This is a genomic window from Nonomuraea sp. CX421 (genome assembly GCF_059358955.1).
Map to the genome: position 1 here is coordinate 1 of NZ_JCADBK010000039.1, position 12,823 is coordinate 12,823.

At 64.8% G+C, this 12,823-nt stretch carries 11 protein-coding genes and 1 pseudogene; 6 read left to right on the forward strand and 6 right to left on the reverse strand.

What is annotated here, in order from left to right; translation table 11 throughout:
* Window positions 1–93 precede the first annotated feature (93 nt).
* The 3 genes and pseudogenes from AC5L3X_RS37660 (at window position 94) to AC5L3X_RS37670 (ending at window position 1,713) form a co-directional block, all read left to right on the forward strand.
* Entirely contained in the window at window positions 94–336 is a 243-nt protein-coding gene (locus AC5L3X_RS37660) for a hypothetical protein (protein ID WP_494863485.1), read from the forward strand.
* 403 nt (window positions 337–739) lie between these two features.
* A pseudogene (locus AC5L3X_RS37665) lies at window positions 740–1,312 on the forward strand (AraC-like ligand-binding domain-containing protein); the annotation flags it as partial.
* Between the two features lie 173 nt (window positions 1,313–1,485).
* The gene (locus AC5L3X_RS37670) at window positions 1,486–1,713 is read left to right on the forward strand and encodes a helix-turn-helix domain-containing protein (RefSeq protein ID WP_494863536.1); all 228 of its coding nucleotides are present in this window, start codon (window positions 1,486–1,488) and stop codon (window positions 1,711–1,713) included.
* Between the two features lie 275 nt (window positions 1,714–1,988).
* Here AC5L3X_RS37670 and AC5L3X_RS37675 read toward each other — a convergent pair whose 3' ends face one another.
* From AC5L3X_RS37675 to AC5L3X_RS37695, 5 genes are all read right to left on the reverse strand, one after another.
* Complete coding sequence (locus AC5L3X_RS37675) at window positions 1,989–2,807, reverse strand: phosphotransferase (protein ID WP_494863487.1); 819 nt, start codon at window positions 2,805–2,807, stop codon at window positions 1,989–1,991.
* A gap of 514 nt (window positions 2,808–3,321) precedes the next feature.
* Window positions 3,322–3,546 carry a hypothetical protein gene (locus tag AC5L3X_RS37680; protein WP_494863489.1) on the reverse strand — a complete coding sequence of 75 codons (225 nt, stop codon included), beginning with the start codon at window positions 3,544–3,546 and terminating at the stop codon, window positions 3,322–3,324.
* A complete protein-coding gene (locus tag AC5L3X_RS37685; protein ID WP_494863490.1) occupies window positions 3,543–4,124 on the reverse strand; it encodes a dihydrofolate reductase family protein in 582 nt (193 codons plus the stop codon). Before AC5L3X_RS37685 ends, AC5L3X_RS37680 begins: the two co-directional genes overlap by 4 nt.
* Before the next feature lie 65 nt (window positions 4,125–4,189).
* The gene (locus tag AC5L3X_RS37690; protein WP_494863492.1) at window positions 4,190–5,029 is read right to left on the reverse strand and encodes a helix-turn-helix domain-containing protein; all 840 of its coding nucleotides are present in this window, start codon (window positions 5,027–5,029) and stop codon (window positions 4,190–4,192) included.
* A 682-nt stretch (window positions 5,030–5,711) separates the two neighbouring features.
* Window positions 5,712–6,560 (reverse strand): DUF1963 domain-containing protein, encoded by an 849-nt coding sequence (locus AC5L3X_RS37695; protein WP_494863494.1) that lies wholly within the window; start codon window positions 6,558–6,560, stop codon window positions 5,712–5,714.
* Between the two features lie 691 nt (window positions 6,561–7,251).
* On the opposite strand from AC5L3X_RS37695, the gene AC5L3X_RS37700 reads away from it, so the two are divergent.
* On the forward strand, window positions 7,252–8,745 hold the full coding sequence (locus AC5L3X_RS37700) for an NACHT N-terminal helical domain 7-containing protein (protein WP_494863496.1): 1,494 nt from the start codon (window positions 7,252–7,254) through the stop codon (window positions 8,743–8,745).
* Between the two features lie 1,844 nt (window positions 8,746–10,589).
* Here AC5L3X_RS37700 and AC5L3X_RS37705 read toward each other — a convergent pair.
* Window positions 10,590–11,234: a TetR/AcrR family transcriptional regulator gene (locus tag AC5L3X_RS37705; protein ID WP_494863498.1), complete on the reverse strand. Its 645-nt coding sequence runs from the start codon at window positions 11,232–11,234 to the stop codon at window positions 10,590–10,592.
* A gap of 145 nt (window positions 11,235–11,379) precedes the next feature.
* On the opposite strand from AC5L3X_RS37705, the gene AC5L3X_RS37710 reads away from it, so the two are divergent.
* Both AC5L3X_RS37710 and AC5L3X_RS37715 read left to right on the forward strand, forming a co-directional pair.
* Window positions 11,380–12,159 carry a glucose 1-dehydrogenase gene (locus AC5L3X_RS37710; RefSeq protein ID WP_494863500.1) on the forward strand — a complete coding sequence of 260 codons (780 nt, stop codon included), beginning with the start codon at window positions 11,380–11,382 and terminating at the stop codon, window positions 12,157–12,159.
* Window positions 12,156–12,632 (forward strand): nitroreductase/quinone reductase family protein, encoded by a 477-nt coding sequence (locus AC5L3X_RS37715; protein WP_494863502.1) that lies wholly within the window; start codon window positions 12,156–12,158, stop codon window positions 12,630–12,632. The genes AC5L3X_RS37710 and AC5L3X_RS37715 overlap by 4 nt, the downstream gene beginning before the upstream one ends.
* The last annotated feature ends 191 nt before the right edge of the window (window positions 12,633–12,823 follow it).

Here is a 12,823-nt window from a genome sequence, read left to right on the forward strand (position 1 = left end):
CCATTGAGGCGATTGCCTCCTAATAGTCCACCGGATTACAGGTGGCCTTCTCAAACACCATCTCCCTGGGCGCGGCCGCAGCATTCCGGCCAGGTGGGGGCCATACTCCTCGGCCAGCATCGTGGCGAAGGGGTCAGCCTCCCCGATCATGTTCCTGATCGCACCGGCTGGGCCCTCCTCGGTGAGCAGGCTCTCCAGGAGCGGCTGGAGCTCTCCGAGGTCCGTCAGGTGGCCGAACAGGTCGCGGCGCTGTTGCGGGATCCGAGCTCCCGGGCCGATCCAGCATCACCCGATCAAGCTCTCGTACACAACCCGCACGGCCCCGACGCTCGTTGACACAGGGACCGGTGCGCTGCTACTTCACGGCCCATCCCCACCGGCCAGGCGAAGCGGCGTGCTCCTGCACAGCATGGGGGTTGTGGCGACCCGCCAGAGCTTTCAGGAGTTCCAGGCCTGGTCGGTGGGCCTCTACGACATTCCCGGTTCGCCCTCAAGTGCAGCCGCCAACTGGACACGGGCCTCTCGACGATCCACCGACGTGGCAGCGGCAGCCAGCCTAGGTTGCCTTACGTGCCTGACAGACCTTCAAACAGACGTTGGAACATCGCAGGCGGACAACGATCAGCCCTGTACTCCGTCAGAGGTACAGGTACCCGCGCCGAGCGGACGACGACATACGCGGGTCGATTGCCCAGGATAAGGCCGGTGACGGCAGTTGACCCAAGGAGGCGTTGTGGAGATGGTCAGCACCGCCGAGGTTCCAGCGGAAGAACGATTCGCCGTCTGGCGCGAGGTGAGCTCGAAATTGTGGGTGCCCCTCGAGGCACGGTGCGAACCGCATCTGGAAAGCGAATTCCGGGCGCAGGCCGATTTCAGTGGGCTCGGTCTCGTGCAAGCGATGTTGCTGACCACGACACCGCTTTCCGTCCACCGCACATCCAAGCTGATTCGCCAGTCCGATCCTGAGGTGTTCTTCCTGAACTGCGTCGTGCACGGTGGCATGAGGGCGGAGCAGGACGGCCGGTGCGCGGACTTACATGTCGGGGATCTGATGCTCCGGGACAGCTCACATCCGTACCTGACCAGCCACGCTCCAGGGAAGTCATCGAATCAGGTGCTGGTCCTGCAATTCCCGCGCTCGTTACTGCCCTTGCCGCAGCGGGACCTGCGGCGCCTGACCATGGTTCCTCTTCCGGGCGCGCAGGGAATTGGAGCACTGTCCTCGCATTTCATGCTGCAGCTCGCCAGGCGCCTGCACGAGTTCACCCCTTCCGACACCGTCCGGCTGTCCACCCTGACGCTCGACGTGCTCATTGCGGCGCTGGCCGGCGCGCTGGACATCCACGGCACCGTATCGCCCGAGACCAGGCGGCGGGCGTTGCTGGCCCAGATCCACGCCTTCATTCAGCAGAACCTCGGCGACCCGACTCTGACGCCGGATCAGTCGCCGCGGCGCACCACATCTCGCTGCGCTCCCTGCACAAGCTGTTCCACACCGAAGGGCACACTGTCGCCGGCTGGATCCGTGAGCGTCGCATGCTGCGGTGCCACCGCGACCTGGCCGACCCTCGGCTGGCCGCCCAGTCGATCGCGGCGATCGCTGCCCGGTGGGGCTTTGCCAACTCGGCTCACTTCAGCCAGGCATTCCGCAGTGTTTACGGCCTGTCGCCGCGCCAGTTCCGCCAGCAGTCCGCGATCGTGCGCGCCTACTAAGCTTGTTCTTTATCCTCCGGATCGTTGTACTGAGCGACGTTTGATCGTTTCGCAGACAGCAAGACGGCCTTGAGTGATCATGTGCGGTGTCGAGTGCTGCCCCCGCCCGTCACCACCGCGGTGGGCGGCCTCGCAAGTACTGCTCCGACGCGACTGCCGACGGGCCTTCGGCCGGACACGCGCCAGGCGCTGGCGTCCGCTCACCCAGCGGACTTCGCCCACCCCGCCGCCGACAACGTCGCCTGCTGCCGGGGGACGGCTGCTGCTCCGCCTGATCAGGCGAGTGCGGCCCGGACCCGGTTGAGGGTCTCCACTCTCCAGTAGGACCGTTCGGGAAACTGGTCGTCCCGTCGCCAGCGCCAGGTCGAGATCAGCGCCCACATGAGGACGCGGCACCGGCGAACCAGGTCGTGGTCGGCCTCCGGATAGTGTTCCGCGACCTCTTCGGGGGCATGGGCGAGGTCGAACTCGATCGGGCCGCGGCAGCACGTCGCGAGGTCCACGAAGAGTGGCCCTCTTCTCGTGTTGAGCAGGTTGCCCGGATGTGGCTCGCCGTGCAGCAGCTGTTTCCCGCCACTAATGACGGTGCTCTGGTTGCTGAGCGTGCTGCTGAGGAACTCCCGGTCGGGATTGGACAGCTCCGGTGTCTGCTTCCTGTCGCTCACCTCACTCAGCGCGCCCGCGACCCGATCGGTGAGGTCCGGTGCCTCCAGGTCGATCTGACGCAGGGCGGTGTGGTACCGCTCGAGCGCATCAGCGTAGAGGGCCGGCGCGATCTCCGATCCCACGGGTTCGTAGTAGGTCCAGAGGGAGACGGCGAAATCGTCACGCTCATAGACGCGGGGTTCGACCCGAGGGTCCAGCTCGGCCACCGGACCGCCGACCTCGGCCAGACGCCGGGCGATCTCCACTTCGAACTCCATGCCGGCCAGATGCGCCGAGAGTGAGACCCGGACGAGAACATCGCAGGGGACCAGGCGCAACGTGATGCGGTCGGAGTTGGTGATGACGACCGCATCGTCGACCTGAAGGCCCAGCGCGGCAGCTGTCGCCCATCCGGCCTCAATGGCCCGGTGGAGTTTCGATGCCTCCAAGCCGTCCTCCTTGATCTTGCGTACACAATGGGGACAACGACTCCACTGTAGACACGAAGATCATTCACCTCGACCGGTTTTTTCGGCACTCTGTACGCCAGAAAACGGGCCGCAGGGAGTTCATGGCCGGCTCTCACCTGCGACTTCGGATGCAGTGACGCGAGACGTCGGAGGCCAACCGCGAGCGGTGCGAACCCCGGAGCGAGCAATCGTCAAGACCTGTGGATCGAAGGAACTTGGCTACCGGCGTTGCTGAGCCAGTCGAAGACCGGCGGCAGCGCGAACACGTCGTGTTCTTCCCCTGTCGGCGAGTAGGCGCAGTGCAGCCGATGATGTCAGCACCTGCGCGGCCGTGCGTTGACACCAATCGGAGGAAGCCAGGAAATCCTCCGGTCCCCACGGATCATTGACGGCGATCGACCTCAACACCATCCATTCGCGCAGGCGGTGAGCGAGGAACTCCCATCCCGCGGTCACGGTGACCATGGCCTCGATCCAGTCGGGGAAACTCGCGTCACGCATTGACCGCGCGCCAGCGGGCCTGGGCCGACTCGATCAGCTTGAACGCCGGCGATCCGGACGCCGGAGTAGAACAGGAGCCGGCCGATGGCGCGGTCGCGGGCGAGGGGGTGGCGTTCGACAGCGCGCAGGTAGCAGCGATGCGCAAACGCAGCCGGAGGTCCGAGCTTGTGTCACCGTTCGCAGTGGACTTCTTCGCGTACCCGCTCAGATCGGTCAACGGCGCACCCGATAGCGCAGGTGAAGCACCCGGTTGCCCTGAATCGCCACGTCAGGATCCTCCAACAGGTGCTGCGCGTGGACCGACCCGAAGTAGCGCTTGCCGGACCCGAACACGACGGGTACGACGTCCATGCGCACCTCGTCGATCAGGCCCGCGGCAAGCACCTGGCCACCGACGTCGCCAGCGGCGACCTCGACGATGCGGTCACCCGCAAGCTCCTGCGCCTTGGCCACGGCTGCCTCGACGCCGTCGACGAAGTGAAACGGCGCCTCGGGGTCCCAGCCCTCGGGCATCGGCCGGTGCGACACGACGACCACGTGGTCGATGCCGCTCGGTGGCTTCCCGCCCCAGCCGTCCGTCAGGTCGAAGACGTGGCGGCCGACGATCGTGACTCCAATCTGGTCCCAGTACGTCCGGGTGTAGTCGTAGGACGTCTGCGACACCTTCAGCTCGCCGCTCTCGTCCAACGGGACGTCACCGCTGGACAACCAGTCGAACAGCGGTCCGGGCTGGTCATTCTCGTCCGCGACGAAGCCGTCCACCGACACCGAGCTGTACATGACCACCTTGCCCACGGGGCTCTCCTCTGCTTCGGGGTGCCCCAAATTAGCGTGTCGTGAGCTGTCGGTCTTGTAAGAAATCAATCGGCCGGCAGCGGCCAGCCGTCCAGCGCGTGACCGGGATGTTCGCGCAGGAACCGCCGCCGGACTTCGACGTACCGGGTCGGCGTGAGCCCGGTGAACGCCCGGAACTCGTGGCCGAAGTGGGCCTGGTCGAAGTAGCCTGCGCCACCGGCGAGGTCGCCCCAGTCGATCGGCCCGGCGGGGTTGATCGCGAACACGGTGGCGGCGAAGCGCCAGGTACGGGCCAGCCGCTTCGGCGTGACGCCGATGAGCTCCTTGAACCGCTGTGCCAGATGAGTGCTGCTGACACCGGCTGCCACGCTCAGGTCGCCGATCGTCACCGCCCCGCCGGCCGCCGCGATGACGCTGCTCGTATGGCGGACCAGCCCCAGGCCGGCGGTCTCGCACAGCCGTCGCATGAGCTCCTCCTCGAGCAGCGTCAGCATCTCGTGCGGTCCGTCCGCCGTGGCCAGCCGGTCTCGCAGCTCAGCGATGGCGGGCCGGCCCCAAACCTGCTCTACCGTCACCGGCCGGTCACACAGCTCGGCGGCGGGCATCGGCAGGAACGGCGCCAGCCCCCACGGCTTGACGTGCACGCCGACGGACCGGGTCCGGAGTGGATAGCCGAACTCCAACGCGCGGGTGGGCATGGTGACCACGCAGCCGTCGGCGTACTCGGCCGTCTCGATGTCGGTGCCGGCGCGGATGCGGAACGGCGCCCCGAGGTTGACGATGAGCAACGCCGACGGCATCGGTGGCAGCGTCAGCCGGGCGTACGGCGGCGCACCCTCCAGGTAGTAAAGGTCGTCGATCAGCCTGTCCAGCGGCGGTCGCGGCACTCTGGACACGTACTCCACGCCCACAGTATCGCCGACATCGAGCGCCGGGATGGTCCAGCCACGCTGCCGCCGGAACGGGCGAGCGTCCGGCGTTACGCAGTCGGCAGGTCGGTGAGGTCCAGGCGCCGGTCGGCACGCAGCTGGATCTCACCGTAGGGGGGCATGTTGGTGTGGAACACACGCCTCTCGCCCACACCACACGCCGGACAAATCATCCGACAGCAAGGGCATCCAGCCCTACTCCGGCCACGCCAGCCGTACCTCGCTCGAGATCTACTCAAAGATCGCGCTCGGACCCGCCCAGAAAACCTACGACAGCGTCATCGACCAGTTCCCCGTGTAGACGACCGCTCGCATCTCCCTGGATCTACCTGCGGGAACGTCACAGATGGCGGCTGGTTGGGTCAGCCTTACCGGCAGGCCGAGGAATCACAGCGCCGTACGGATGGAGGCGGCCAGTTCCGCTGCCGCCAGACTCTGAGCATCGCGGGGCAGACGCTCAGGCGACGCTCGATGGTCACGCCAAGCGAGGTGTGGGTGCCCTCCCAGCAGGCGAAGGTAGACGTCGTAGCCCTCGATCTTCCAGCGGTCGTCGACCTCGTTTATGACCTCGTCCTGGCTTGGGTTTGCTGTGTGGTCTATCTGGTCACCGCGTATGCATCAAGTCATCCGCCGACGGGGGAGGCCCGTCACGTCAGTGTCAGTGCCAGCGCCCCCGGGCGTCGAAATGAACCTGGGAGAAGTCGCGCGCGGCCAGGTGGTCCTTGCGGATGCCCCACAGCAGGTACGCGTGATCGCCCCAGGTCATCTCCGCTGCGCTGGCTCCGGCCACTTGCAGCAGCGTGACCCATTGGCGTGCCTCTTGGTAGAAGGCCGGATCGCCATGCCAGCCGGCGCCGGCGGCACGCGCCGCCACAGCTTCGATCGAGTCCCTTGCGTCGGAATCGGAGTATCCGCCCACCTGATGCGGCGGCCCAGACGCCCCAGCGGCCCTGTAGTCCTCGAGTTGCATTTCGAAGCTCTCGCCGGTCTCTTCGTCCACCATGTGTTCCCACACGGCCTCATGCGCTTGGTCGATGCTTCCGAAGACGTCTGCCAGTGCGGGATGATCGCGCCCCGGCCAGGTCGGTTCGGTGGCTGCTGCCAGCGCCTGCTCGGCGTGCACCTCGGCACGGTCGTTGGGTACGGGCCGCTCGGCGAGCGCGGTCCCCGACGGCACGTAGATCACCTGGGACTCGCGTTCAGGCCGGGTGGAGAGGAAGAACAGCAGCGTACCGGTGTCCGGCAGCACGATGTCGACTTCGTAGCGCGTCAGTGCCCCGCAGTCGAGCTCAGCCACGAACGACAGCGGCCAGCCGTCTGTGCCTGACGGCCACGGCGTACCGGACGGCAGTCTTGCGACACCCCCGAGCCGCCCGACCACGATCTCTCCGTCCTCGGCGGCCGACAGCCTGATGGCCGGCCGCAACATGCCGATGAGCCGCTCCGCCGTTTCGACAGGCAACTCCTCCCGCACGAACTCAGCGACATCACTCTTCCAGTCCATCATGCCGCCCATCTTGCTCCACGGGTACGACACAACCGTCCCGCCGCAAGCGTCAGCTCGGACCTTAGCCCGCATCCAACGGGCCGAGGGCGCCGATGCTCAGCCAGGCGTTCAGGTCGAGGCGGACCTCGCTGTAGGGGCGTACGTGCAGCCAGAACAGCGGGGTCAGGCGGCGCCGGTCGACCGGGGTGAGCAGTGCGGCCCACTCGGGTTCGGCGAGCTGCGGTGATCTCGATCTCGGTGTCGGTCATGCGAAGCCACTGCGGATTGCCACGAAAGTGTCTGTTGCAAATTGCCACAAGGTGTCAGTGCCCTGGTCAGCGCATGGCCCGACTCCACCGCCACATATTGAAGATCTGTGTTGCTCAACATCGCTCCTGTTGTGACGGTACACAGCTATCTCCCGCTTACCCCAAGCTGCACCTCGGACCCTTCAGTGAGCGGCATGTCACATTGAGTTAGTGACCGATGGTGGCAAGAATGCCACTAACTGACAGCGCTGCTTCTGCTCCGACGTGTGTCTTTGCCACGGATGTCAGTGGGGCATGTCACGAAGATGTCAGCGAAGGCGACCGGCGGTCGAACCGTAGGCTAGATAGTTCATCGACGACGCGAGAGCCGGCAGAGGCCATCTAAACGCGGGGAACTTAGAGCGTTGATCCTGCAGCGCGACTAGACCTACTACGCTCTCGATATGGCACGAGGCTATCGGTACAGCGATGCGGTACGACTGCTCGGCGGGCAAGATCCGGCTGTCAAGCTATTGGACACGGTGCTGGGGACCGGAACGCTCGGACTATGGGATCTGATTGACGTCAAGGGCGAGCTGATCAGAGTGGGGAACGATCTGCTGGCGCGCTGGCGGGACTGGCGGGCTGAGCAGAAGTGGTCCAGCCGGACGGAACGCCTGGAGGCCGCACATACGATCCTGGTGGTCACGGCCTTTCTGCAGACCTTGCACCAGCTTCCTCTGCGTGACCTCAAGCGTCTTAATCTCAGCAGGGCGGAGCAGGATCTAGTTCTGGACGTGCGAAATGTGCCGTGTCCGGCTCCGCAGTGGCCTTATGAGCGTAACCTCGATCGCGTCCGCAAGGCATACCAGTCATACGGCGAAAGAATGCTGCAGTTCCTCAGCGGGCTCCGCCTCTACGATCATCTTGACAGACACGAATGGGAGCAAGTCCATGTCATGTGCAGCCGTACGATCCAGGTGGCGGGTCTGAAGCTGTACGAGGACCAGTTTCGGCAGCTGGCGGCGGAGGTCCCCGAATTCGCCCTGTGGGCCGGGATGATCGACCAGCAAGCGATGCGGAGGCAACTGGCAGAGCTGCGGATGCTCTTGGGGCCCGGCTTAGCAGGAGAGGCGCTGCCCGTTCAGCTGGAGACCATCTCGCGGCTCCAGCGTGCCGTCCTGGCTCGCCCGATCGCTGAGACCGGGGACGCCCCTGCAGGTATGCGATTGCCCACGCTCGAAGAGGCGTACGTGACGCCCAACTTCCGCGTCGCGGACACGTCCGCCGTCGGCGATCTGAGTGCTGAGTCCGCTTTCAAACACTGTGAGATACGGCGGGATTTGACGGCTTTCCTGGCCGGATACCTAACCAGTGGAATGGCGACTCGGCTCCCGCTAGTCGTTCTCGGCCAGCCCGGCGCAGGCAAATCTGTGCTGACCAAGATGCTGTCCGCCACGCTTCCGGATGACTCGTTCCTGCCCATCAGAGTGCCACTACGCGAGGTTGCCGCGGAAAAAGACCTTCAACAGCAGATCGAGCAGGCCGTCTACGGCTTGAGTGGAGAGCGACTGGAATGGCCAGCGCTGGCCAGAGGAGCGCAAGGCGTTCTGCGAGTCGTCCTGCTCGATGGGTTCGATGAGCTGTTGCAAGCCACGGGCGTGAGCCAGAGCGATTACCTCGAAAGGTGGCCCGGTTTCAGCAGCGGGAACTGGACGCCGGGCGTGCTGTCGCTGTCATCGTTACCTCCCGTACGGCGGTGGCGCATCGGGCCGCCTTCCCTGATGGTACGGTCGTGGTCCGATTGGAGCCGTTCGACGACGCGCAGATCGGCGTCTGGCTGGGTATATGGAACGAAAACAACGCCGCCTACTTCCGCGAACGGGCACTCCAGCCGCTGGATCCAATGCTCGCCAAAGCTCAAGGGCCTCTCGCAGAGCAACCGTTGCTCTTGCTGATGTTGGCACTCTATGACGCTGATGAGAACGCGCTCAGGTCCGCTGCCCGACTGAGGCAGGTTGAGTTGTACGAGCGGCTGATTCGCAAGTTCGTCGAACGGGAGGTGATGAAGTTCCACCCCAAGGATCGCATTGCCCCGCTCGTCGAACAGGAGATGCATCAGTTGTCCTACGTGGCGTTCTCGATGTTCAACCGGGGACGGCAGTGGACGACCGGAGAGGAGTTCGACCGGGACCTCAACGGGCTCAAGCTGGCGTCGACGCTGGAACGAGAAACAGAATTCGCCGCGCCCTTGAGCACAGGCGACCTGACCCCGGGCAAGTTCTTTTTCATGCACGAAGCGCGAGCGACCCGCGATGGGCAGGTGCTGCAGACATTCGAGTTTCTGCATGCCACGTTCGGGGAATTCCTCATCGCCAGATTACTGGCATTTTTGCTCGACGACCTGATGCAGCAGCAACAGGGCGCAGTGCGAAGGGAGATCGATGACCGGCTGATCCGAGCGCTGCTGTCATGGGCGGTCCTCTCCACCCGCTCACCCATCTTGTCGTTCCTGCGAGAACTGACAGAACGGGACGGGCGAAACTGGCGGCCGGTACAGTCCGTGCAGTTGCTTCGACGGTTGGATACGCGCGAGGATTCCTACCCGGAGTATCGTCCATCAATGGCGGGGCCACAGCGGCGATACGCGCATTGCTCAGCCAATCTGCTGCTGATCACTCTGGCTTGCGGTGGTACTCATCGTGCCAGCGCAGTGATGCCGGGCAGCGAGGACACGATCACGCAGTGGCAGCGCTACGCGTTTCTCTGGCGCTCACAGTGCAGTGCGGAGGAATGGCGTAGCCTCGTCGACACAATCTTCGTGAAGACCGAGTCCGTGAGCATCGAGCTCGAGCTCGCGCCAGTGAGCGAAAGAATTGCATCATCCTCTAATATCGGTCATCCACACAAGATTCTGTGGGGCGAAGACGTTCTCTGGATGCGGGAAGAGGCGGTGTTCTCTTACCAGGCCGATGTGAACACACTCGTCGAGGCTGTGGCGCCTTTGCTTCCCGAGAATGGGGAGCGGATCGTTGCCTTCGGCGACGCGTTGCGCCGCCTCATGGAGGTATTGACGCTGCCTCGCACGGCCGATCTTGCGCGCATGGTCGAAACCTACTGCGCCGCGATCGAGGAGTGGAATTCCTATCCAGATCCTCTGGTGACAGCCATGCTGGGCCATCTAGCAGGGCTACCTGGCGAGACCGCCGGGGAACTGATGCGTCAGGTGAGCGCGACAACAGAGTCCGCCGCTGACTTTATCGCCATGATCGAGACTGTCAGAAGTGGCACGCGGGGGATGACCATTGCCCAGCAGCCACCGAACATGTCGATGGATGGTTCTCGCATCGATTGAGGAAGCCACCCTTCCGGTGTCGAGCAGTTTTGTTATGGGCACGTCGACAAGTTCGGATGATCCGATAAGGAACGAGTGATGACCCAGATCTACACCCTCACCGTTTTTCGCGAAAGCGGTTGTGCCGCAGATTATTCAGGCTCTTCACAGATGAGGGTGTAGCTGCGGGCCTGGGCTTGCGGGTCTTGGGCCACCCCTCTTGCTGTCGTTGGGAGTTTCCACCCCGAGAGCGCAGCCTTGCACATTTGGGCCCGCTGCTGAGACCTCTTGTTGGGCCGTGCTGATGCCAGGCTGATCGAGGTGGGTCAACACATCGAGACTCCCTCCTTCGGTGTCCGCCCCGGGATGCCCTGGGATGCCCCGCGAACGCCCTTGGTGCCGACGGCCTCGATTGCGTAGGCATCAGCTCCTTTGGTGGCGGCGGGACTCTGTCGCGGTCGGCGGGACTCAGTCGTTGGTGGACGCCCCTGGTCCAGTCGCGGCGTACCGGGCGGCGATGGTGCGGACGGCCTCGTCGACTACCTGAGCGACGCGTTCGGCGCTCACCTCCCAACCCGGCACTAGGAGTGTCGGCCAGAAGACGTAGTTGGAGATCATGCCCAGGAACTGGGTGGCTGCGAGGTCCACGTCCTCGACCCGCACCGTTCCCGCCTCGTGCTCAGCCAGGAGGTAGCTGCGTACGGACTCGAAGTAGGGCATCTTCCCGTGCGAGAACTGCGCATGGGCCAGCTCCGGGAACCGCGGCAGTTCGGCGATGACGATCCGGAACAGGTCGGTCATCTGGGGCCGGCTCAACAGCTCGGCGTAACGGCGACCGATGGCGCTGAGCCCGTCAACAAGGTTGCCTGCCAGCGGAGGATCCTCCTCGTCAGCGGTTGACCAGGACTCGGTGACGATGGCGTCGAACAGGGCAGCCTTGCTCGGAAATTGCTTGAACAAGGTGGCCCGCGAGACACCCGAGCGCTCTGCGATCCGCGCCAGCGACGTCCGGTCGTAGCCCAACTCGAGGAACAGTGCGGTCGCGGCCGTCACGATCAGCGCGCGCTTTTCCTGGGCGACGCGCTGGTGGTACGTCGGTACGACCCTGCTCATGGGCTGAGTCTACGAGGTGAGTGGCTTGACTCGCCACTGCCGCCAACCTAGTGTCAAGGCAGTGGTGAGTCACTCGGCTCGCCATCGGCCGGCCGTTCATCGCCGATGATTCCGGTCAGTCACCCACGTACCGAAGGAACATCTGATGAACCGCTTCGACAACCAGACCGTGCTCGTGACCGGTGGGACCGGTGGCCAGGGATCGAGCCACGTACGCGCCTTTCACGCGGAGGGAGCGAACGTGGTGATCGGCGACATCGACACCGAACGCGGCGCCGCTCTCGCCGACGAGCTCGGGACCCGCGCTCACTTCACCCGCCTCGACGTCACCGACGAGAGTTCGTGGTCCGCCGCTGTGGTAGCCGCCGAGAGAGCCTTCGGCGCCCTGAACGTGCTCGTCAACAACGCGGGCGTCCAGAACCCGCCGGCGCCGATTGAGAACACGGACCAGGCCACGTGGTCGCGCATCCTCGACATCAACCTCACAGGGACCTTCCTCGGCATCAAGGTCGCCGCTCCCGCTCTGCGCCGCGCAACAGGGGGAGCCATCGTCAACATCGCCTCGACGATGGGCCTGGGCGGCACGGCCCACTACGCGCCGTACGTCGCCAGCAAGTGGGCCGTGCGAGGCCTTACCCGAACGGCAGCGCTCGAGCTCGGCCGGGACCACATCCGTGTGAACACCATCCACCCCGGCGTGATCGCGACCCCCTTCATCCAAGAACCAGCAGCCGGCGCCACCGTGGCAATCGCCGACTTCTACTCACCCGAGCCGTTCGCCATCCCCCGACTTGGAGAGCCGACCGACGTCACCCGGCTTCTCCTGTTCCTCACGTCATCAGACGCGTCGTTCATCACGGGGTCGGAGTACGTCATCGACGGTGGACTCCTCCTCGGCCCCGCCCTTCAGGCCGAGACCGCATGAGCACTCCAGACACGACCGGGTCGAACGACTCCGCACGGGACGAGTCTTTATCCCACCTGCCCAACCACATCCGACGAGCCATCGAGATCACCCCCGCCGCGGGCACCAGAGAACGGATCATCGACATCACGACGCTGGGGCGCCGCACCGGCCGGGCACGCCGCATCGAGATCTTCTTCTACCGAGCTGCGGGCACCACCTACCTGTGTAGCGGCGCCGGCGGTGCCGCGACCGACTGGCATGCGAACCTTCTCGCCAATCCCAACTTCACCTTCCACCTCAAGAACGGGATCCGCGCAGATCTGCCTGCACAGGCCACGCCTGTCACCGACCCAGCTGAACGTCAGGCCGTGCTGGCGGAGATCGTCGCGGATCTCAATCAGCCCCACGACCCCGGCACCATCCGGCCGACTCGGCTCGAAGACTGGGCTGACAGTCGGCTGATGCGCATCAGCTTCCGCCATCGGCCGTGATCCCGGATCCCTCGACAGATGACCTACTCCCAGCGACTGGGCTGTAGTCGCGGCTAGAGCGGCTCTTCGCCAGATGAGGGTGTAGCCGGCGCGGCGGTCCCAGATGGACGTCGAGGTTTCCAGAGGGAAAGGCTCCTACACGCTCATCCTGAAAGAGCCGCCACGTCCGATGCCACCGTCGGTGAGCGCAC